This is a genomic window from Colwellia sp. SU-HH01172 (assembly GCF_057553355.1).
On sequence record NZ_BAAJMB010000008.1, the window covers coordinates 16,311 to 38,198 of the forward strand.

The 21,888-nt window shown below is 39.9% G+C and carries 22 protein-coding genes; 11 read left to right on the forward strand and 11 right to left on the reverse strand.

The features are described from left to right. Nucleotides 1-5 precede the first annotated feature (5 nt). A complete protein-coding gene (gene dgcA, locus AC27JP_RS17570; RefSeq protein WP_487117229.1) occupies nt 6-1,028 on the forward strand; it encodes an N-acetyl-D-Glu racemase DgcA in 1,023 nt (340 codons plus the stop codon). 155 nt (nt 1,029-1,183) lie between these two features. Here the strand turns inward: dgcA and AC27JP_RS17575 are convergent, their stop codons facing one another. From AC27JP_RS17575 to AC27JP_RS17585, 3 genes are all read right to left on the reverse strand, one after another. Further along, nucleotides 1,184-1,648, reverse strand: a complete 465-nt coding sequence (locus tag AC27JP_RS17575; RefSeq protein ID WP_487117230.1) for an arginine repressor — start codon at nt 1,646-1,648, stop codon at nt 1,184-1,186. A gap of 58 nt (nt 1,649-1,706) precedes the next feature. After that, nucleotides 1,707-3,764, reverse strand: a complete 2,058-nt coding sequence (locus tag AC27JP_RS17580; protein ID WP_487117231.1) for a CapA family protein — start codon at nt 3,762-3,764, stop codon at nt 1,707-1,709. Nucleotides 3,765-4,274: 510 nt separating this feature from the next. Next, on the reverse strand, nt 4,275-4,697 hold the full coding sequence (locus tag AC27JP_RS17585; RefSeq protein WP_487117232.1) for a hypothetical protein: 423 nt from the start codon (nt 4,695-4,697) through the stop codon (nt 4,275-4,277). Nucleotides 4,698-4,889: 192 nt separating this feature from the next. Here AC27JP_RS17585 and AC27JP_RS17590 point away from each other — a divergent pair, with 192 nt between their 5' ends. From AC27JP_RS17590 to AC27JP_RS17620, 7 genes are all read left to right on the forward strand, one after another. Continuing rightward, a complete protein-coding gene (locus AC27JP_RS17590; protein WP_487117233.1) occupies nt 4,890-5,261 on the forward strand; it encodes a hypothetical protein in 372 nt (123 codons plus the stop codon). Nucleotides 5,262-5,409: 148 nt separating this feature from the next. Beyond that, nucleotides 5,410-6,876, forward strand: coding sequence for a TolC family protein (locus AC27JP_RS17595; RefSeq protein ID WP_487117234.1), 1,467 nt, complete (start codon nt 5,410-5,412; stop codon nt 6,874-6,876). 4 nt (nt 6,877-6,880) lie between these two features. Then, entirely contained in the window at nt 6,881-8,437 is a 1,557-nt protein-coding gene (locus AC27JP_RS17600) for an efflux RND transporter periplasmic adaptor subunit (RefSeq protein ID WP_487117235.1), read from the forward strand. Between the two features lie 21 nt (nt 8,438-8,458). Then, the gene (locus AC27JP_RS17605) at nt 8,459-11,581 is read left to right on the forward strand and encodes an efflux RND transporter permease subunit (protein WP_487117236.1); all 3,123 of its coding nucleotides are present in this window, start codon (nt 8,459-8,461) and stop codon (nt 11,579-11,581) included. Between the two features lie 11 nt (nt 11,582-11,592). Then, nucleotides 11,593-12,357, forward strand: a complete 765-nt coding sequence (locus AC27JP_RS17610; RefSeq protein ID WP_487117237.1) for a PepSY domain-containing protein — start codon at nt 11,593-11,595, stop codon at nt 12,355-12,357. Further along, nucleotides 12,354-13,076, forward strand: coding sequence for a hypothetical protein (locus AC27JP_RS17615; RefSeq protein ID WP_487117238.1), 723 nt, complete (start codon nt 12,354-12,356; stop codon nt 13,074-13,076). Before AC27JP_RS17610 ends, AC27JP_RS17615 begins: the two co-directional genes overlap by 4 nt. Before the next feature lie 194 nt (nt 13,077-13,270). Then, complete coding sequence (locus AC27JP_RS17620) at nt 13,271-13,885, forward strand: hypothetical protein (RefSeq protein ID WP_487117239.1); 615 nt, start codon at nt 13,271-13,273, stop codon at nt 13,883-13,885. A gap of 89 nt (nt 13,886-13,974) precedes the next feature. On the opposite strand, the gene AC27JP_RS17625 is transcribed toward AC27JP_RS17620, so the two are convergent. From AC27JP_RS17625 to AC27JP_RS17640, 4 genes are all read right to left on the reverse strand, one after another. After that, the gene (locus tag AC27JP_RS17625; protein WP_487117240.1) at nt 13,975-14,688 is read right to left on the reverse strand and encodes a TonB family protein; all 714 of its coding nucleotides are present in this window, start codon (nt 14,686-14,688) and stop codon (nt 13,975-13,977) included. After that, complete coding sequence (locus AC27JP_RS17630; RefSeq protein ID WP_487117241.1) at nt 14,685-15,263, reverse strand: sigma-70 family RNA polymerase sigma factor; 579 nt, start codon at nt 15,261-15,263, stop codon at nt 14,685-14,687. The genes AC27JP_RS17625 and AC27JP_RS17630 overlap by 4 nt, the downstream gene beginning before the upstream one ends. A 64-nt stretch (nt 15,264-15,327) precedes the next feature. Beyond that, nucleotides 15,328-15,942, reverse strand: coding sequence for a TonB family protein (locus AC27JP_RS17635; RefSeq protein WP_487117242.1), 615 nt, complete (start codon nt 15,940-15,942; stop codon nt 15,328-15,330). A gap of 320 nt (nt 15,943-16,262) precedes the next feature. Continuing rightward, nucleotides 16,263-16,577, reverse strand: coding sequence for a hypothetical protein (locus AC27JP_RS17640; RefSeq protein ID WP_487117243.1), 315 nt, complete (start codon nt 16,575-16,577; stop codon nt 16,263-16,265). Nucleotides 16,578-16,708: 131 nt separating this feature from the next. Here AC27JP_RS17640 and AC27JP_RS17645 point away from each other — a divergent pair, with 131 nt between their 5' ends. After that, nucleotides 16,709-17,608, forward strand: coding sequence for an endonuclease/exonuclease/phosphatase family protein (locus AC27JP_RS17645; protein ID WP_487117244.1), 900 nt, complete (start codon nt 16,709-16,711; stop codon nt 17,606-17,608). Between the two features lie 81 nt (nt 17,609-17,689). On the opposite strand, the gene AC27JP_RS17650 is transcribed toward AC27JP_RS17645, so the two are convergent. After that, nucleotides 17,690-17,920, reverse strand: a complete 231-nt coding sequence (locus tag AC27JP_RS17650) for a hexameric tyrosine-coordinated heme protein (RefSeq protein WP_487117245.1) — start codon at nt 17,918-17,920, stop codon at nt 17,690-17,692. A gap of 95 nt (nt 17,921-18,015) precedes the next feature. Further along, nucleotides 18,016-18,441 (reverse strand): MarR family winged helix-turn-helix transcriptional regulator, encoded by a 426-nt coding sequence (locus AC27JP_RS17655; protein ID WP_487117246.1) that lies wholly within the window; start codon nt 18,439-18,441, stop codon nt 18,016-18,018. A 142-nt stretch (nt 18,442-18,583) separates the two neighbouring features. On the opposite strand from AC27JP_RS17655, the gene AC27JP_RS17660 reads away from it, so the two are divergent. Both AC27JP_RS17660 and AC27JP_RS17665 read left to right on the forward strand, forming a co-directional pair. Next, nucleotides 18,584-19,540, forward strand: coding sequence for a catalase (locus tag AC27JP_RS17660; protein WP_487117247.1), 957 nt, complete (start codon nt 18,584-18,586; stop codon nt 19,538-19,540). An 88-nt stretch (nt 19,541-19,628) separates the two neighbouring features. Further along, nucleotides 19,629-20,594 (forward strand): carbon-nitrogen hydrolase family protein, encoded by a 966-nt coding sequence (locus AC27JP_RS17665; protein ID WP_487117248.1) that lies wholly within the window; start codon nt 19,629-19,631, stop codon nt 20,592-20,594. Nucleotides 20,595-20,664: 70 nt separating this feature from the next. On the opposite strand, the gene AC27JP_RS17670 is transcribed toward AC27JP_RS17665, so the two are convergent. After that, nucleotides 20,665-21,468 carry a DUF2145 domain-containing protein gene (locus tag AC27JP_RS17670; protein WP_487117249.1) on the reverse strand — a complete coding sequence of 268 codons (804 nt, stop codon included), beginning with the start codon at nt 21,466-21,468 and terminating at the stop codon, nt 20,665-20,667. A 1-nt stretch (nt 21,469) separates the two neighbouring features. Next, nucleotides 21,470-21,805, reverse strand: coding sequence for a hypothetical protein (locus tag AC27JP_RS17675; protein WP_487117250.1), 336 nt, complete (start codon nt 21,803-21,805; stop codon nt 21,470-21,472). Between the last annotated feature and the right edge of the window lie 83 nt (nt 21,806-21,888).

Here is a 21,888-nt window from a genome sequence, read left to right on the forward strand (position 1 = left end):
TAGCGATGACTTTAAGCATTCAGGTTGCTGAGCAACAACTGCCGTTAAAAAACGTTTTCCGTATTGCTCGCGGCGCAAAAACACAAGCCAATGTTATAGTGGTCACCATTACTGACGGCATAAATGCTGGCTGGGCAGAGGCTGTGCCTTATGCCCGCTATCAAGAATCTGTTGATAATGTGAGTCAACAAATACAGGCCTTGTCTTTGCAGGCGATTACTAGTGATAACATTAGTGAATATATTGCAGCCCTACCCGCAGGCGCTGCCCGCAATGCACTCGATTGTGCTTGGTGGGACTTACAAGCAAAACAACAGCAAACCTCAGTAGCGAATTTGCTAGATCTTGCTCCTGCCAAACCTTGTGTAACGGCGCAAACATTAAGTATTGATACACCGGAAGCGATGGCAAAAGCGGTTATTTCATTGAACAACCCACCGCTGGTAAAAGTAAAGTTAGATAATCAAGATATCATAGAAAAAATGACGGCTATTCAACAGGCGGCACCTAACAGCGAGTTTATTGTTGATGCTAACGAAGGCTGGACAATTGATGACCTAAAGCAATGCTGTCAGCAATTAAAAGCATTAAATGTTGTTCTTATTGAACAACCATTACCTGCTGGTCAAGACCAAGACTTACTTCATTTTTCTTCCCCAGTGCCGCTCTGTGCAGATGAGTCTTGCCATACCCGCGCTGAACTTGCGTATTTAAAAAATCGCTATCAAGTTGTAAATATAAAACTCGACAAAACCGGTGGTCTAACCGAAGCGGTATTATTAGCCCAAGCAGCAAAAGCTCAAGGCTTTGAATTAATGCTAGGTTGCATGGTTGGGAGTTCCTTAGCCATGGCACCTGCCGCACTACTCGTTAATGACGCTCAATTCGTTGACTTAGATGGCCCGTTGCTAATCAGCGAAGATCGCCCACATGGTTTTAAGTTTGAACAAGGAATTATGCAACCATTATCTGAAACCCTTTGGGGCGGAACCACCACATTTATCGAAGCAACAAGCGTTATTTGCTAATAATTTCTCTTTACGTTCCCTTTGACATGTATTTATCAATGTCTTGCCCTGCTTGCAGGGCTTTTTTAATTGCTCCCTTAACAACTACAATCCTTTAAATACAAGGCATAAAAAAACCTGCTACGCAGGCTCTTTTAAATATGATTATCTAACTGTTAAAGATTAACATCTAAATGCTCAATAATGGTGGTCATGGTTTGTTGAATTTTCCCCACGTCAGCGGGAATAATGAGGATAGTATTATCACTAGCCATACAACCTAAGACGCCCGACTGTTCCCCCATGTTTTCAATCATTTTAGAAATTAAGGTTGCCGCACCTATCACAGTTTTAATGATAATTTGCATATGGTTGTGCTTTACGTCCAAGATTACAGAATCAATAGCTTGCTGAGCACGAGGAATGTGTTGTTTTTCTGGTAAACGGTACACGGCATCATTATTATGGTTACGAATTTTTATCGCGCCAACTTTATTCAGTAAGCGCGAAACTCGTGTTTGCGTGACATTTTCAAAACCCCGTAATGATAAAGCTCGCGCTAATTGAAGCTGTGAGCCAAACCGTTGGTTTTGCAGCAAAGATTTAAAGGTATCTAGTAACTCTGGCTCTGCAACACTCATACTCTGTAAACTTCCTCTTTGCCAACTCTACTAAAAGCTGGCTTCAATTCTTGTCGGGTTAAAATTTGATCACAACAGGTGCAGATACAGCTTTATCAACACCAAGGTATGCCGCTTGATAACTCAAGGTATTATAAAAATTTGGTTGCGGCTGTTTACTATAAGCACTTTGCCATTCAATTAAGGCAAAATCGTCAATATTCACTTGCGAAGTTGTGCCGTCTTGCAGTTGAATTTCAGCCAACACGCGATAACTTTTATAACCAATACGCGGGGAATTAAAATCCAATTCAACATTTTGCCAAGCATTACTTGCTGACAATTCAGTTGAGCCTATTAAGTGTTTGGGACTATTTTTAAAGGCGTCAAAAAGTTTCTGACGGGTCTTTCTGCCTTGCCAATAGAAGTTAATTTTTACCGGCGCTTGCACGTTAAATTTAGCCTTTATCGTCATTGCACTACTGGCTTTATAAACACGTCGAAAACTTTGCATACCAAAAATACTGCTCTTTTCTGAGCCAACCGTAACCGCCAAACTATGTGCTCCGCTGGCACCAAAATTATTTAATGTGGTTGCATTGCGGTCAAATAACCAACCACGCTCTGGGCTATCAAAAAGTGCAAAACTTTCAAAGTCACTACCGTTAATTAAGTTAGTGCCAACACGATAGGCAACTTCACTATTAGGCATTTGAATTTCACTAATACTTTGATGCCATGGTAACTGATAAAGCTCAGTTGTTCTTTCATTATCAGCAATATCAATCGCCAACCGTAATTTATTGCTCGGCGGCGTTCTTATAGTATTTGAATTTGAACCAATAACGCCATGTCCGCCTGATTGAGAGATAACAGTATTTCTTTGCTTCGAAAGTTCGGTTAAACGTTTCATTACGGTGTAGCGATGCATACCCGTCGCTGGTGTTGGCTTATAACCTTTAACATATATCGGCACGATTTCAGCGCGATGGAATTTACCCTCATCTAACCAGACATAGAGAATAAAACTGTGTTGAGTGGCACTAAAGTTCTGATCAAAAATAAAATTCCCCATCGAATAAGCAATAAGCTTATTGTTGTATAGCTCCAAGCCTTGGGTAACATGAGGATGATGCGCTATTGCCAACGCCGCACCAGCATCTAATGCTGACTTTAAACGCTGCTCGGTGACACCGGTGGGATTATTGGCGTATTCCTGACTGCCATGATATTGCACGATAGTGACTTTATCTTCGGCAACCTGCTTGGAAACGGATGCTAAAATGTTTTCCATTGAACCATAGGCCGCACCACCATGCTGATGATTTGCGGTTTGTGTTGGGTTAGCACTACCTTCCCAACCAACATAGCCAAGCATAGAGAATTCAGTGTCTTTTATCGTTTGCGAATGTGCTTTTAGTGCCATTTTTTCATTTACGCCAGCACCAGAATAAGCCAGTTCACTATCATCTAAAAACGCAAGCGTAGAATGTAGCCCAGAATCCATATAGTCATAAGTATGATTGTTACCTAGGGAAACATAATCCACGCCCGCCCATGTTAGCGCAGCTAATGTTTCCGGCTCTGAATAAAAGGTCACAGATTTTGGCGCTCGTTCAGCCGGCTTTTCGTCAGCAATTTGCGTTTCCAAATTAACCGCTGCGTAATCAGCCAAGCTCATATATGGCTTAATATGCTCAACTATGGCTTTACTGCCAGTTAGCTTATCTTCCGATTCAATCAGTACTTCATCGCCAAAGTAAGGTTTGTAGTAACGACGTCCCATCATAACATCACCAGCAAAGGCTAGCATGACACGCTTTTCAGCTTTTTTAACTAGAGTTATATCTGCGATAGTTGCTGCATTTTGTGAAAGTTCATAATGACTAAAGGTTTGGATGCTAGGAAAGTAACCTTCTTTGTTGACCTTTAACTGATAGATATCTGCCGATGGCAATTCAATGCTGAATTGACCACTCTTATCTGTACTATGAGTAACACCATTGATAACAACTTTAGTGTCGGTTAACGCCGCCGCTTGTTCATCAATCACCTTGCCTTGCAACGTATATTGCGCAAAGGAAAAAGCATGGTGACTAATAAAAACTAAAAAAGCACAAAAAAATGTCCGCAACATAAGGTATCCAAATCCAAAGTATTTGTTCCAGTATATAGCTTTCCTATAACTATTTTCATTCCTAAATAGATGGTAGGTATAACTTCAAGGTATGGCTTTAAATCACTTAATGGCAGGCAAAAAAATGCCCCTCATTTAAGGAGCACATTATAAATATAAAACAAAACATAAAACTGTATAAACAAAACCGAGGGGGAGAATCTCTTATTAACTCAGAGCCTTGAATTTACAATAAGTTCAAATTAGTTTTGAAAAAAATCAATTAATTTTTAGCGATAACTCATCACCTTTAACAGGTAAAAAAACAGATAAAAAAAACGCCCCTCAATTGAGGAGCGTATAACATAAATAAAATGCAATTTAATAAAACAAAAACCGAGGGAGAATCTCTTGCTAAGTAAGACGATCTTCGTAGTTGTTAGTTCAATTTTATTTAAAATAATTTTTAAATAAAATTCAAAAAGCTTCTAACACGCCAATTTTAAAGGCTTATAAGTAAATTAAAATCTGTTAAATTTCGTCAAAACCTTGCTGCTGAGCAATTAAATTTAATACTTTGGTCAGTTTTTTACCTAAATAGCCTGACAATAGTTTTGGTATTTGCTGTAAAAGCGATAATTCCGACGCTGTTATTGCCACATAACAATCCAATAATTTATTTTCTGAAGATAGTATATAAACATCATCAGCTAAAACGTCTTTTTTAATCGCATTTTCGACGCTCTCACTACTGCTATCAAATTCATCACTACAGACAAGGTTAAAGTTGATCAGCAATATATTTTCTTCATCACCGTACCAGTTCGCGGTCATGGTATGAAAGTTTAACTGCGCTTCTAGTTTATTGCTCACTGCGGCGATATTACCAATTTTCGCAACTAAGCTATCACTAACGTGAATAGAAATTGGCAGTTGTTCGGTCATAATGTCCATAGCTAAAAACCTTGATATCGATATAACATTTTCAAAAAAAGAAAATGGTTTATACTGAACATGGTAAAGCCTTGTTAACCTTACTTCAATCTTGATTTCTGCAGGTAAAGCTTGCAATTTTAGGTTGAATCTTTAAGCTAACGAGCGTTAACGTTTAACTTAGTTCTACTGAATCGGAATTTTAAATTTATTGTGAAGTTATTTTTCAGCAAGCAGTTTATTCTAATTGTCATGGTAATGTTTAGCCTTATTGGCCAATCATCTGCCAGCATGATGATGTCTTGCGATATGATGAATATGTCTGATATGCCAATGTCACACAGTATGGATTCAGCAGAACACTCCATGGACATGTCAATGGATGCCAGTACTACAACCAGTAAGACCGCTGATTGTTGTCAAGAAAATTGTGATTGCGCCACCGCAAATTGTAATCCTAATTCTTATACTAATAGTTTAACCACACTTGCCATTACACCGCTATATTCAGACAGTAGCAACCAAGAAGTTGCCTTACCACAAACGCAATTTCTAAATTACTTATTCAAACCTCCCATTTCATAACACCCTAGGATCAGTGCGCCTAAATTTAGGCCAGCGTCCCAAAATATTTAACGTTTAATTTCAATTATCTGCCCTCTTTACTCATTTTAATGGCGATAAAAACGAAACTAAACACAGCTTTAAATAGAATTTTTTAAGAAGAACAACCATGCTAGCATTACCTATATTTTTACCGCTACGCCAATCATTTAGTCATAGTGCTAAATATAAATCACCCAAAGCGATAAAGACTTTTGCACTATTATTTTTGATGACAGTATCAATCATTTCTAGCCAAAGCCTTGCCGCCAATACGTCAGCCAATAACGACATGAACACGCTAAGTTTGGCAAAAGCCATTAAGCAAGCACAAGCGAATGACCCTTGGCTTACCGGTAATCGTCATCAACAACAAGCCTTGGAATCATTGAGTATCGCCGCGAATACCATGGCCGATCCGAAAGTGTCTATCGGCATGGCAAACATAGCTGCCGATTCCTTGCACTTTAACCAAGAGCCAATGACTCAATTCAAACTCGGTGTCAGTCAAATGTTCCCACGTGGTGATACCTTAACCTTACGCAAAAAGCAGTTAAGCACCGAAAGTAAGCAATACCCTTACTTGCGCCAAGATAGAGAGTCAAAAGTCGCGGTAACCGTTGGTACACTCTGGCTTAACGCTTATAAAATGCAGCAAAGCATTGCCTTGATTAAAGAAAATAAAAGCTTATTTACCCAGTTAATTGATGTTGCAGAAGCGCGCTATTCTTCCACGATTGGGCAAGCACAGCAGCAAGACATTATTCGCGCAGAATTAGAGCTAAGTCGTATCGACGATAAACTAGTACAATTCGAGCAACAGAAAAATGCCTACATTGGCCAGTTAAACCAATGGTTGATGGCAACAGAGCAAAACGATAACGATCACTTCGCTAATAATTTCACAGTCGAACTGACTAGCCAACTGCCAAAAATCGACTTACAAAATAAAGCGTTAATTATGGCAAAGCGTCACTATTCCAATGCCGAACTCGTCAGCTATTTCAGCAACCATCCTGCGGTTGTCGCCATAGACAATAAAATAAAATCGGTTGCCTTAGGCAAAGCGCTAGCAAAACAAAAATATCAACCTGAATGGGGCATCAACGCCAGTTATGGCTATCGTGGTGACGACGCCACCAATAGTAGCCGTGCTGACTTATTTTCAATCGGTATCACCTTTGATGTGCCGCTATTTACCGAAAATAAACAAGATCAACAACACAAAGCAGCGGTATCAAAAACTGAAGCGGTTAAAACTGAAAAGCAATTATTGCTACGACAATTGCTCGGCGCTTTTTCTTCTGCAAAAGGCCGCTTATTACAACTTAATCAACGTCAGGCATTATTTGAGAAAAAACTCCTGCCGCAATTTCATCAACAGGCAGAAATTGCCTTAAACGCTTACACCAACGACAGTGGCGATTTTGGTGAAATTGTTCGCGCTCGCATTGACGAATTAGACGCCACCATTGATCACCTAAGCATTACCGTTGAACAGCAAAAATTACATTTAGAACTTAACTATGTTTTTAGCCAAGCTAATCAAACAGCAACCTTCACGCCCGCAACATTAGCCAAGCAATTACAGGATTAGCATAATGACAACAGATAAAAAAACACTTCTCAATAGCATGGTTCGCGGAGCTATTATCGCCATTCCAAGCATTTTATTTGGTGGCTGGTTAAGTTTTAATTTTTTTGCCAATTACCCAGCAGAAACAGGCTCAGCTGAAATAAACTCGACATCGAATGATGAAGCCAAGCCTATGTATTGGGTTGCACCAATGGACGCAAACTTTCGCCGTGATAAACCTGGCCTTTCTCCTATGGGTATGGAGCTAGTGCCCGTCTATAAAAATAATAACGCAAATGATGAAGTCGGCACAGTTACCATCAACCCAAGTATCGTCAATAACATTGGCGTTCGTACTGAAAAAGTCAAAAACGCAAGTTTACAAACGCAAATAAAAACTGTCGGTTACGTAAACTATAACCAAGACAAACTAGTACATATTCATCCACGCGTAAAAGGCTGGATAGAAACACTCAATGTAAACGCCGTTGGTGATACAGTTAAAAAAGGTCAGGCAATTTATTCGTTATATTCTCCTGAATTGGTCAATGCCCAAGAAGAGTTTGTACTGGCACTTTCACGTAAGAATACCCGCTTAATTAATGCCGCAAGAAACCGTTTATTAGCACTGAATATTCCTGATCGCGCAATTGCTGAACTACAACAAAGCCGTAAGGTACAACAGCAAGTGACTTTCTATGCGCCGCAATCAGGCGTGGTCGAAAACTTATCAGTACGTGAAGGCTTTTATGTACAACCTGGCACTATGTTGTTTTCTATTGGCGACCTTACTGAAGTTTGGGTTGAAGCCGAAGTATTAGAGCGCCAAGCCGGTTTTGTGTTTGTTGATGACAATGTTGAAATGACACTAGACTTTCTGCCCGGAAAAACTTGGCAAGGCAAAGTAGATTATATTTACCCAACATTAGACAGCCAAACCCGTACCATGAAAGTGCGCTTACGATTTAATAATCACGACCTAGCGTTAAAACCAAATATGTTCGCACAGGTGATTATTGACGGAAAACCCTCACCAGAAACCATAGTGATCCCGAAAGAAGCGTTAATTCGCACCGGCACGCAAGACCGTGTGGTATTAGCAATGGGAGAAGGTCAGTTTAAATCAATCGCCGTAGATGTTGGGCGCAGTGATGGCAAGCAAATAGAAATCCTTTCAGGCTTATCGGCAGACGACACTATCGTCACCTCAGCACAGTTTTTATTAGACTCAGAATCGAGTAAAACCTCCGACTTCAAGCGCATGTCAGCTATGGATATGGATATGGATATGGATATGGATATGGAACATACTGCCCAGCCAGTTGCCCATGCACAAGTTGTTGGCACCATAAACAGTATCGATGTTGACACCAGAACCGCCAACATCAGTCGAGGACCAATAGAAAAATGGCAACGCCCTGCTGCGACATTAGATTTTTACATCGCGAATAATATTGCCCTTGCCAAGCTTAATCAAGGTATGGAAATTAACTTCACTTTTGCCGTAGAAAATGGCGAATTTACCGTTATTACCTTGCACGATGCAGCTACCTCTATTGCTGATAACGACCATAATCATTAAGCCAAGACCAAGGAAATTATTATGATAGAACGTATTATTCATTGGTCGGTGTTCAATCGATTTTTTGTCTTACTCGTCACCTTAATCATTGTTGGTGCAGGTATTTTTGCCTTTAAAAACACCCCGATTGACGCGATACCTGACTTGTCAGACGTGCAAGTGATCATCAAAACCAGTTACCCCGGGCAAGCACCACAAGTAGTGGAAGACCAAGTGACTTACCCATTAACCACGGCAATGTTATCGGTACCCGGCGCTCGCACTGTCCGTGGCTACTCATTTTTCGGTGATTCTTATGTTTACGTAATATTTGATGACGACACCGATTTATATTGGGCACGTAGTCGAGTATTGGAATATTTATCACAAGTTGCCGCCAACTTACCTAGCAGTGCTAAACCACAATTAGGGCCTGATGCAACGGGTGTCGGCTGGGTCTATCTTTATGCCTTGGTCGATAAAACCGGCCAGCATGACATCAGCCAACTGCGCTCCATTCAAGACTGGTTTTTAAAGTATGAATTACAAACTGTTGCTGGTGTTTCTGAAGTCGCTGCTATTGGCGGCATGGTTAAGCAGTACCAAATATCGGTAAATCCAGATAAATTACGCGCGTATGGTATTCCACTGAGCTTAATTCAAACCGCCATTAAACAAGGCAACCAAGAAGTAGGTGCCTCCGTAGTGGAAATGGCTGAAGCTGAATATATGGTTACCGCCTCAGGCTATATTGAAAATGTGGAAGACCTAGAAGCTATTCCACTTGGTATGAACGCCAAAGGCGTACCGCTGCAACTAAAAGACGTTGCTGATATTAATTTGGGTCCACAAATGCGTCGTGGTATTGCCGAGCTTAATGGCGAAGGTGAAACCGTTGGTGGCGTAGTGGTGATGCGCTTTGGTGCCAATGCCCAACAAACCATTGCTGGCGTAAAAGAAAAGTTAAAAAGCTTACAACAAGGTTTACCGGATGGCGTAGAAGTGGTCACAGTTTACGATCGCTCAGGCCTTATTGAGCGCGCTGTTGATAACTTATGGTCAAAGCTCATTGAAGAATTAGCGGTAGTGGCCATTGTTTGCGTGGTGTTCCTGTTTCATGTCCGTTCTTCGATAGTTGCAGTTATTAGCTTGCCATTGGGCATTCTGGTTTCTTTTATCATTATGTATTTTCAGGGCATTAACGCCAATATCATGTCGCTTGGCGGTATAGCCATTGCCATTGGTGCGATGACCGATGGTGCCATTGTGATGATCGAAAATATGCATAAGCATATGGAAAAAACACCACTTACCGAGCAGAACCGATGGCAAATTGTCGCCAAATCGGCCTCCGAAGTTGGCCCTGCATTATTTTTTAGTTTGCTGATCATCACGGTAAGTTTTATGCCGGTGTTTATTTTAGAAGCACAAGAGGGCCGAATGTTTAGCCCGCTGGCTTACACAAAAACTTACGCCATGGCAGCTTCAGCAGGTTTAGCCATTACCTTAGTGCCAGTATTAATGGGTTACTTTATTCGCGGCAAGGTTATTTCTGAGCGCAAAAATCCAGTCAATCGAGCGTTAATAGCCGCTTATATGCCGTTATTAAAAACCGTTTTACGCTTTCCTAAAAGTACCTTATTCGCAGCACTAATTGTGACCTTAATTGGTTTTTCACCTATCGACAAAATTGGCAGTGAATTTATTCCACCACTTGATGAAGGCGACTTAATGTATATGCCAACCACTTACCCTGGCATTTCTATTGGTAAAGCGCGAGAAATTTTACAGCAAACCGATAAGCTCATACGCACCATTCCAGAAGTAAAAACCGTATTTGGCAAGGTCGGACGCGCTGAAACGGCAACCGACCCCGCACCGCTAACCATGATTGAAACCTTCATACAATTTAAACCGAAATCTCAATGGCGAGAAGGCACAACCACAGATACTATTCGCAAAGAATTAGATGCCATTGTCCGCTTTCCAGGTTTAACTAATGCTTGGGTCATGCCGATTAAAACCCGCATCGATATGCTAGCAACAGGCATTAAAACCCCTGTCGGCATAAAAATAGCGGGCAGCGATTTAAAAGTCATTCAAGATATCGGACTAGATATTGAAAATATCCTGAAAGATCAACCGGGCACGGCATCGATTTATTCCGAACGTGTCGCTGGTGGCCGTTATATCAAAGTTGATATTAACCGTAATAAAGCCGCGCGATACGGTTTAAATATTGCTGATGTTCAACAAGTGGTCGCAACCGCAATTGGCGGCATGAACGTCACTCAAACCGTTGAAGGTTTAGAACGTTATCCGGTTAATTTACGTTACCCGCAAGACTACCGTGACTCGCCAGAGCAATTACAATTACTGCCTATTGTTACGCCAGCAGGACAACGTATTTCACTCGCTGATGTCGCCGACGTTTATGTTGAGGATGGCCCGCCAAGTATTAAAAGTGAAAACGCTCGCATTAATGGCTGGAGTTTAATCGATATCGAAAATATTGATGTTGGTACGTATGTTGAACAAGCAAAAGCAAAACTCGCCGAAGAACTAGTACTACCTGCAGGCTATTCCATTTCATGGGCAGGTCAGTATGAATACATGGAGCGGGCTAAAGCTAAACTCAGCTACGTGCTGCCGTTAACGCTCGCCATTATCATTATTTTGTTGTACTTGAACTTTCGCAATTTTGTTGAAGTTGCCATTATTATTGCCACTTTGCCGTTGGCAATGATCGGCGGCATTTGGCTAATGTATCTTGAAGGCTTTAATTTTTCTGTCGCGGTTGGCGTTGGCTTTATCGCACTTGCAGGTGTTGCGGTGGAAATTGGCGTCATTATGTTAGTGTATTTAAACCAAGCCTTTAAGGAAAGTATTGAGCAACATCAAACTAACAAACTTCCTTTTACAATGAAGGAATTAACTCATGCTATCCTTCAAGGCGCGGGCATGCGTGTTCGGCCAGTAATGATGACGGTAGCCACTGTTATTATTGGATTGTTGCCGATACTATATGGCACAGGAACAGGCTCAGAAGTGATGAGCCGCATTGCTGCGCCTATGGTTGGCGGCATGGTTAGCGCAATTTTATTAGCTTTGCTTGTGCTGCCTGCGGTATATTTTCTATGGAGAAAGTCACAATTAAAACTGTAAGAAAGCCAAAAATGCTTTTTAAAATCAGCCACAAATTACATAAGTGGCTGATGTTATTTATTGGTGTGCAATTCGTTATTTGGTCGGTTACCGGCGCCTATATGGTGTTTTTTGATATTGACTATATTCACGGCGACAGCCTGATCATTAATCACCAAACTAAAATAAAGCCCGAAAATTTAACTTACTCAACACAAACACTTTTTCAGCAATATCCCAATGCGGAAAACTTAAGTGTCGGCATGCTCGTCAATCGTGAGGTTTATCGTTTTAACATTGATAAACAGGCCTTTATGGTTGATGCCTCCGATGGGAAGTTATTGTCACCAATAAGTGAACAGTCGGCTATTATCGTGGCTGAGCACTTTTATGCTGATGATGGTGAAATCATTAACGCCGAGTTAATCACTGAAAATCCTCCTTTTGAATTAAGTTCACGGCACTTGCCAGCATGGCGAGTGAATTTCGATAACTTTGCTGCACCTGCATTATACATATCAGCCAGCACCGGAAAGGTGGTCACTAAACGTCATGAATTCTGGCGGCTGTTTGACTGGATGTTCCGCTTTCATGTGATGGATTATGACGACGGCGGCAATGTCAGTAATTGGTTTTTATTTATCATCGCATTATTAGCACAATTCGCGGTATTAAGTGGTTTGGTATTAACCTACTTTAAAGTGATAAAACCTGCATTTAACAATAATCAAAAGCGCAGTAGAAAAGCAACGTTAACTGCACAAGATAAGCCGTTAAACAGTGGTGGTGAATCATGATGTTCTGGACCAAGAAAATACATAAATGGGCATCTTTACTGATAGGTTTGCAGCTACTTATTTGGGTATTTAGTGGCTTAGTGTTCAATGTGATTGATCATAAAAAAGCCCGCGGCAATGCTTATCGTCAAGCACCCACCGCCTCTGAACATATAGTCGCTGAAAAAGATTTGCTGCCTGTTGAATCAATCTTAAAAGCCTATCCTGATACGGTAGAACTGACACAAACAAAACTGTTAGCAACACCGTATTACTTGTTGACGCAAGAACAAGGTTTGTATCGTCACTTTGCTAATCGTTATTTGTTGGTCAATGCACTAACAGGTGCATTAACCCAAGTTGATGAGCAATTGGTAACACGTATAGCAAAAGCCAGTTACAACGGCCCAGGTGAATTAACCTCAGCGACCTTGTTAACATCTAATATTGCAGATTACCCAAAACAGAAAAACCCAACTTGGCAAATAAATTTCAATGATGATTTAGAAACCAGCGTTTATGTTGAACAAGGCTCAGGGCGCATAGTTGGCCATAGTAATAATGATAAACGCTTTGCTGGCTTTTTCTTTATGCTACATTTTATGGATTACGGCGACGAAGGCAGTTTTAACAACATTCAAATTATGCTGTTTGCTTTTGTCACTTTGTGGTTAACGCTTTCAGGGTTTATTTGGGCTGTGCATATGCTGAAAAATGGGCGGTACAGATTACGAAACTAACTACTGACAGCAACCCATCTGAAGTTTCACTAACCATCTGAAATTATTGCAATTAATCTATTCAAATTAAAAGATATTACTGAGCCATCTCAGTAATATCCAGCTATGTACAAAAATCTACATTTATTTTCTATCTTATGCACTGATAATCGCGCATATTCACAGCAATTATAGAGAATGGTTAAACTAAAATAATGGCAAAAGAATTTTTTACACTATCTGAACTTGCGCTTAAATTACGACGAAATGTATTGTTTGTCAGTGTACTTTGCTTCACTCATTTTGCTGTGGTTTCATTATCCACACTAAAAGTGTTCAATGTGTCTATACCTGATAAGTTTCTAAATATTGGACTACCAACATGCTTAATATGGTTTGCACTGAACTATTTTTACATATTATATGCAGAATATACCCAATGGAAATCTAGCTTTATTGAAGAAGTTGACGTACCAGAGGGGATGACGGAAAAAAGTTGGAAAACACGCACATTAATACCCGAAATTCGTCAATTAACAAATTCTTCTATACAAATTCACGCCGAGTTTACTATAGCAAAAGGTTATAGCCCAGGTAGACCAGTAACAGTGGAAGGCACAAACGCTGACACTGAAGAATTATTAATCAATATAGAAAATAATGTAATGTCTGCCATTAAAACAGATGTTGCAAGAATTGTTAGCTTTCAACGTGCGAGCAAGCGCTACAATATGGCAAATCAACTGCGATTTTATATTTTAGATTCAGCCGTTCCTTCCATCACAGTACTAACAGCAATTCTGGCTAGTTTTAGTGTTTTTAAATTTTAGATGGTAAATCTTCAGTCTTTTAATAAATTCACCAAGAAATCAGTATTAAATTTCAAGATTCAATACTGGCTACTATTTTTAAGTACTCATCACTTTTCTAAATTAAACTCAAATTCAATTTCCAAAAACTTTTCTCCACCAGCCTCTTCAGGGTAACGCCATTGGCTTAAGGCTTTCTTCGCTGAAAGTTCAAGTGCTCGGTCGCTATGCTTGTTCATACCACTAACATCAATCACTTTGCCTGAATAGGAAATGCGATATTGCAGTTTTACCTTGCCCGATTTACGTGAGTAAAGTGCTGATTTAGGGTATTCAGGCATCACCTTATGAGTCGGCTTTATATCAAGTTTAGGCTGTTCAATTGCCGGCACATTAACGTCGTCAGCCATTGGCTTATTTAATGCCATTTCTGGTTTGGCAATATCTGTGCTCGCTGTTGGTACTTCACTAATAACTTTCGGTGCATTACTTATCGGTTTTGGCGGTAACGGTGGCGTTGCTGGTGGAGGTGGTAAAGTCACTTCTTCAGGTTTTACTTCAGTAATTTCGACCACTCGCACTGAGTGTTGTTTGTATTGCTGCTTTGAACCATGCACAGCCGGTTCAGCAAAGTAGGTAATAATTGCCATAACGCCAAATGAAGCTACACCACCAGTTAGCAATAGCGCTAACATGTGCCACAGTGAACGGCTTGGTTTAACAGGTATAGCGGTATTTTCTAAATCAACCCTTGGCGCGTCGACTTGTTGTTTTCGTTGTTGATAAAGGTTGGAGAGTTCTTTATCAAATTTATCGGCACTCATGATGATGTTCCTAACAAATGACTTAAATTATTGCGGGCGTAACGTAATCGGCTTTTAACGGTTTCAAAACTGTCGTTAGTTAATTGCGCAATCTCATTTACTGAAAAGCCTTCCTGCTGAAAAATAAACGCTTCACGTTGTAAAAATGGTAACTGGGCAAGTGCAGCATTAAACTGGTTTAGTCTATCAGCGACTTGCAGCGATTTTTCCAAGTTTACGGTTAGCATTTTGTTTTCATCTAATAACTGACTTTGCCATTTTTGTTGGCGTCGAAATTCGTCAATTAAGGTATTGCGGGCAATGGTAAATAACCAGCTTTTTACATTACTCTGTGGCTTACTATGCTGTTGCCTAGCACTATAAGTTTTCATAACTTTTAACCAAGTCGTTTGTACCACATCTTCTGCCAACTCTTTGTTCGATTGACTCAATAAATAGTGATAAAGCGACAAATTAAATTGCTCAACCAGCAAAGACAAGTATTTGTTTTTGCCAGTTGAGATATAGTTTGCCAGCAACTTTGCTGGGCTAGTGGTGGGGTTATACCAGCCTTTGATCATTGACGGTAACTGCAAATTTTCATCCTAATTGTACTGATAGTATGCTGAATTAACCTGAACCATGTTGAGCGTAGTTTAACTAAGTTGAGCTTTGTTGGTTCATGTTGAAATCAAGTTGTACGGTTAAACCCTTTTGCACTATAGTTTTACCATCTTCTGATTTCGCACGATACTTCCATTTTCTTAATGCTTGTCTCGCGGCTTTATTAAATACACGCTTGGGCTCTGCGTCAATCACTTCTATGTTAGTTACACCGCCAATTTCATTGATATCAAAGCGAAGTTTTACCCAACCTTCAATACCATCACGCGCTGCCTCAACAGGATACTTAGGATTAATGCGCACAACAGGCCTTGCATCACTGTCACGACTGCCACCTCCCATGGTTAAACTCGGCCCCGTACTAGCAACTTTTATTTCAGGGTTACCATAGTCAAAATCGCCATCCACAATGGTTTCTGTAGGTGTAATAGTCGTTGTTGGCATGGGCTCTGGCGCCGGCGGTGGGTTGTTTTCAAAACGCACCCGTTCAACTGCTGGCTTTTCGTCTGGTACTTGGGCAAATTCAACCACCGGAGTTGGTAACATTTCTGCCGGAGCTACTTGATCGTTGTTCACTAAAAATGCCATAAAAGCAAATAAGCCAAAGGTAGTTGCACCGGCAAGAGATATTATCATTATCATTTTTTTCATCGTCGTTCCTCAATGTACAATAGTTTTGATTTAAAGAGGTGTGATCACACGCTAAGTCAGTGGCCAATTCCTAACTTTCGATACCAATTCAATTAAGTTATTGCCCATTTGTGCAGGTTAAAACACACCAAAGCTTCGTTGCTCTCAATCCCAATAGCTTGCTATTGCTCAATCAAGCGTCTTGCCTTGAATTATTTTTCCTATGCACAACAAGTCCACAAACTTAATAGAACTGGTATTAGTAAAACGATGGGGAATTAAAAAAGGGGTTAAATAAGTTTAATTTTTTAAATGAAATTTAAATATGTGCTTGAAGAGGTTTATTGCTTTGGCTTACTTTTCACAGCGAAAAAAATTCTATTAAGTATGTCACCTAAAATATAATATCCAAGGAATTGTCCAACGAGAAAGATGACCATTTTTGGCCAGAATGCCGTTTCCTCACTAAAAAAACTTAAGGCAAAACGCGCTGGTGCAGTAAAAATTTGATAACCGGGGAATGTGAAATCTATAAAGTTATAGTTAACAATAAAAGCTATAAGGCCAATAACTACACCAAAGATGGCGCACATAATAGAAGGTCTAACATGAGCTTTTATTATCATTAAAAAAGAAGGAAAACTAATACCATTCATACATAACCTTATTAAAGTCGAAAACTGTCGCTTCAACTAGCTATGTTACTCGTTTTCGCTATAACTATTAACTTGAATTTAACACTTCAATCGTTACACTGGTTGCCCGATTTATTATCTAGAATGATGTAATGAAAAAATTAATTACCCTTTGTACAGTCGCACTAGCTTTTTTAAGCGCAACAACTTTTGCTGAAACCTTAAAAGTTGCGTCATGGAATATCGCTTGGTTAGGTTCGCACGAATACAACAAACGCAGCGATGCTGATTATAAAGAGCTTGCTCGCTACGCTACACAGTTAGATGCTGATGTTATTGCCATGCAAGAAGTTGAAAGCGCCGAGTGGGCTAGAAAAATTTTAGGCGATGATTATGAATTCTTTTTCACCACTAAAGACTGGGTACAACGTGTTGGCGTTGCTGTAAGAAAGGGCAGCGGTTATAAAGCTAAAGGTATTGAATACGTTGAACTTGACCAAGGTTTGGCTCGTCGTGGCATGGATGTTACCTTAACTAAAAATGATAAAAGCGTCCGTTTGTTAGCCGTGCATATGAAATCAGGTTGTTTCGATAAAGCCTTAGATCAAGCCAGCATTGCTAAAATGCCAAACACCAACGAAAAAGAAGAATATGCAAAAACGGCTTGTGCTGAATTAGCAAAACAAGCAATACCACTAGAAGCCTGGGTTGATGCCCGTGCTAAAGAAGGTGTCCCGTTTATTTTATTAGGTGATTTTAACCGTCGTTTTGTGCGCGATATTTCGTTAAATCACAGTGAAATTCAAGGTTTATGGCAGGCAATTGATGATGACGGTGCTGAAGCACTTTGGGCGCCTACCATTAAAGCGGAGTCAAAATGTTGGGGTGGCTATTACAAAGATTATATCGACCATATAATTTTTGATCCGAAAGCAAAATCTCATTATGTTGAAAACTCGTTTGATCAGTTAGTATTCGAACAGAAATATAGCCGAGAAGTTAGTCAAAACTTAAGTGACCACTGCCCTATTTCAGTAGAGCTAGCAATGTAGTTTTACAGTCACAATTAAAACAAATAAAGTCCATTATTAAACACTAATAATGGGCTTTTTTTACAAAAATTAAATTTTAAACTAGTCTCGCCAATAATTGTTAGCCGCCGATACGGTTTGAAAATTTGTCGCGATAACTTGTGAAGAGGCAATTAAGTTTTCTGAGTTTTCGCTATAGTCTGGCCTAAGTTTGCTTCTTACCGCATCTGATGGTTGGGTATACTTAACCCCCATTCTTGATAGTTTTATTGCTAGTTCGTAACCTTCTTGCGCTGTTTCCGTTATTAAACTTGTTAACCATTGTTCTGACATAATTCATTCCTCATTTTTATTAAATTCCAGCCTAAAAACCCGTAAAGCAGCCACTTAGTGCACATTCATTTAATATAAATAAGAATGAGTGCTAATTATTCACTGCTAGGGTTAACAAGCTGATGACAAATTTCAATAACCGTTTCCGCTTGCTCTTTTGATAGCTTACTCATACAAAAAGCCTGCTCAGTAATTTTTGAACTCTGCTGCGATAACAATTTACCGGCATCAGTTAGTGCGATATTTTTTTGTCGTTCGTTACCCGCTAGCATTTGGCGTTCAATTAACTCTTTTTGTTCTAAACGTTTTAAAAGCGGAGTCATGGTCGCTTTACTGAGCTTGGCATTTTTTGCCAGTTCACTTATCGAAATATTATCTTTTTCCCACAACGCCATCAGTACGATGAACTGCGTATACGTTAAGCCTAGTGGCTCTAATAACGGTCGATAAATACTGGTTAGGTGATTCGACGCTGAATACAACGCAAAGCATAGTTGTTCATTTAATTTGGCAACAGACAAAAAACTCTCCTACTTCAAAATAGATATAGATAAAAACACTGTCAATTTTGCCTGCATATTATTTAATTAACAACTATTCGTTGACTAATAGTTCGTGTACGTACAATAATGTAAAACCTACAACAACTCAAGAGTAACGAAAATGATAAATTCAAAAATGATCACCTTAGCTTTGTTATTGGCAACAGCACCTTCAGCATTTGCCAATAACACTGATACCGCAACTGATGGTATTAACACCTTTGAAAAGCTTTTTGGCGTTACAGAAGGTAAGCGTCGGAATCACACCAAAGGCTTTTGTTTTTCTGCGACATTAAGTCCAAAAAACAAAAATATTCAGCAATATAGCAACAGTAATTTATTTACAGAAAACTCTCAGGTCATTGGCAGGCTGTCTCATAAAGGAGGTAAGTATTTAGCGGCAGACAATAAGCCTGGGGAATATGGCATGGGCTTGTCGATCACCACGGCGAGTAATGAAAACCACCTAATGTCGATGAACACTTTAGACTTTTTCCCTGTTGCGACCCCTGAAGCATTCGCTGAATTGATGCGCGCAAAGGTTGTAGGCTCTGCTGCGGTAAAAGCTTTTAAGCAAGGTAATAAAGATCTTCAGCGCTTTAAAGCGCATCAAGCAACAAAAACTAAAGTACTGAAACCTTATGAAGCAAACGCTTTCAACAGTATTAACAGCTTTTATTTAGTTAATGATAAAGGAGTGAAAACTGCCGTTCGTTGGGCTTTTGTGCCGCAACGTCAGCAAGAATTAGTTGTCACGCCAGCGCAAGATTTTTTCTTTAATAATTTACAAAAAAATCTCACTAAAAATGCTGTGAGCTGGGATATGGTGATTACAATTGCTAATCCAGAAGATGATGTTGATAATGCCGCTTTCGCTTGGCAAGGTCAGCATCAACAAATTGTCGCTGCCGAGCTAACAATTAACGAGATACAAACAGAACAAGCTGGAAAATGTGACTTAATAAATTTTGATCCTATGGTGTTATCAACTGGCTTTGCGCCATCTGCTGACCCACTTTTACAAGCTCGACGTAATGCTTACGCTGTTTCATTTGGTAGACGTTTAGCTGAGCAATAATGGTGTTTATTCAAGCAGTAGTTTCTTTAACTGATGATTTATAGTAGATTTTTTAATCAAGGATAAATCATCAAGGAAATTTTTTTACATGACTAAAGCACACTCAGATTCGTTAAAAGTAGGTTTAGCACAAATTGCCCCAGTATGGCTTAACCGCACTGCAACCACTGAAAAAATCATTCAGCAAATAGTTAACGCAGGTAAAGAACAGTGTGACTTAATTGCCTTTGGTGAAGCCTTATTGCCCGGCTATCCGTTTTGGATTGAGCTTACCCACGGTGCTCGTTTTAACGCTCCCGATCAAAAAGCATTACATGCGCACTATATGCAGCAAGCGGTTTCTATAACGTCTGGGCACTTAGACAGTATTTGCGCGGCAGCAAAAGCCGCCAATGTTGCGTTATATTTGGGGATTATTGAGCGCGCTGGCGATCGAGGCGGTCATAGCCTTTACTGCTCAATGGTTTATATCAATAGACGCGGTGAAATTGGCTCAGTCCATAGAAAGCTAATGCCAACCTATGAAGAACGATTAACTTGGTCACCGGGTGATGGCCATGGTTTGCGCGTACATTCATTAGGTGATTTTACCGTTGGCGGTTTAAATTGCTGGGAAAACTGGATGCCGCTACCGCGCGCAGCATTATATGGACAAGGTGAAGATTTGCATGTCGCTATTTGGCCTGGTGGAGAGCATAACACCCATGATATTACCCGCTTTATTGCCAAAGAAGGTCGTAGTTTTGTCATGTCTGCCAGTGGCTTAATGCGCCCAGAAGACTTCCCCACTGATACGCCTTATCTTGACGATATTTTAGCAAGCATTAATAAGTCACACCTTGCTAATGGCGCTTCTTGTTTAGCTGGCCCTGATGGTGAATGGCTGATAGAACCACAAATTGGTGAAGAAGGTTTATACACCGCCATTATTGATCATAAAAGAGTTAGAGAAGAACGACAAAACTTCGATCCCGTTGGTCACTACTCTCGCCCTGACGTTACGCAATTGCACGTTGATAGAACGCGGCAGTCAACGGTGCGATTTAAAGATTAATGCCTGAAGTAATACCTGATGAAAATTAACAAAAAGTAGCGATAGATCAAAAACCTATCGCTACTGTTTTTTATAATAACTTAGTCGTTTTTCCATTATTTTCTAACACCACAGCTTTGGCTAATAAATCATTTTCTTGTAAATACTTGCCAATGGTCGTAAACGTTGTAGTTTTTACTTTACCGCTATGATCTTTTGTTGAAACATCATCGACAAACAAGTTGCCTAACATTAACTTCATTGGATTTATTTTTACCCGTTGCGCTGTAAAGTGCTGCTTAGCATTAGTCTTTAAAGCGGCAATATCTGTGGTTTGATAAACGCCAGCGTTGATAATGTTTAACGTGTGCTCGGTACAGTTTTGAAAGCGATTATTAAAAGGGTTAGCAATCACTGAATAGTTTTCATTATGTAATTGTTTATCTTTGCCCATTGCTATCACTTCAATTATCCGTTGTTGCACATCAGCAGTAGGAATAATAATTCCTGCCTTAAGCGCATTTACTCCCCAAAAAAAATCAATAGGGTAATCAATAACCAGCTCACTTTTATCAAGCTCACCTTCTTTTTGATAAAGGTTATGAATGGCATAACCGTTAACCTTTTCGCCCGACTCTAGGCTAATTTGTGAATAAACCGCTATCGCCGTATGAGTAAACTTAATGCCTTTAGGCAACTCTGCTTCTGGACGGCCAACGCGGCCAATAATGAATGCTCTAGCCCCTTCATTGGCAGCATAATGTTCAACATTTTTAGCAAAAACTTCTACCTGCTCAATGGGTAATTGAATATCAGTTTTTTGTGCACTACCTGCATAAGTTAATTGTGAATAAAACAAGCAAATAGCAATAATAAACCCTGTTAACTTCGTCATGTTATAACTCCTCAATGTTAGAAATACTCATCATTTGTTTAGGAGAAGGGATAACCGTAATGGTTTTTTCGGTTATCTCTAGTGGCCCGTCTGCAATAGCATTTTCCATTAACTTAGTACCTAACTGCTGTGAAGCATTACCAACTGAGCCAGCAACTACTAACGGTATTGCTACTACAGCACTACCAACTTTAGCGCTTGCCGCCGTACCATGTGAAGCTGCTAATGCCGAATGTTTACTTGCCGCACTGCCGTTTTCTGATGCGCCACTATTAGCGAAAGACTGCATACTCGTTACTGTTAATACCATTGTTAAAACAAGATTACGTGTTTTCATCTGAACTTCCTTAATAAGTGTTAAAAACGATATTGAGTATGCCTAACGGTTTGTATAAATAAACCTAAAGAGTTAATGTATTA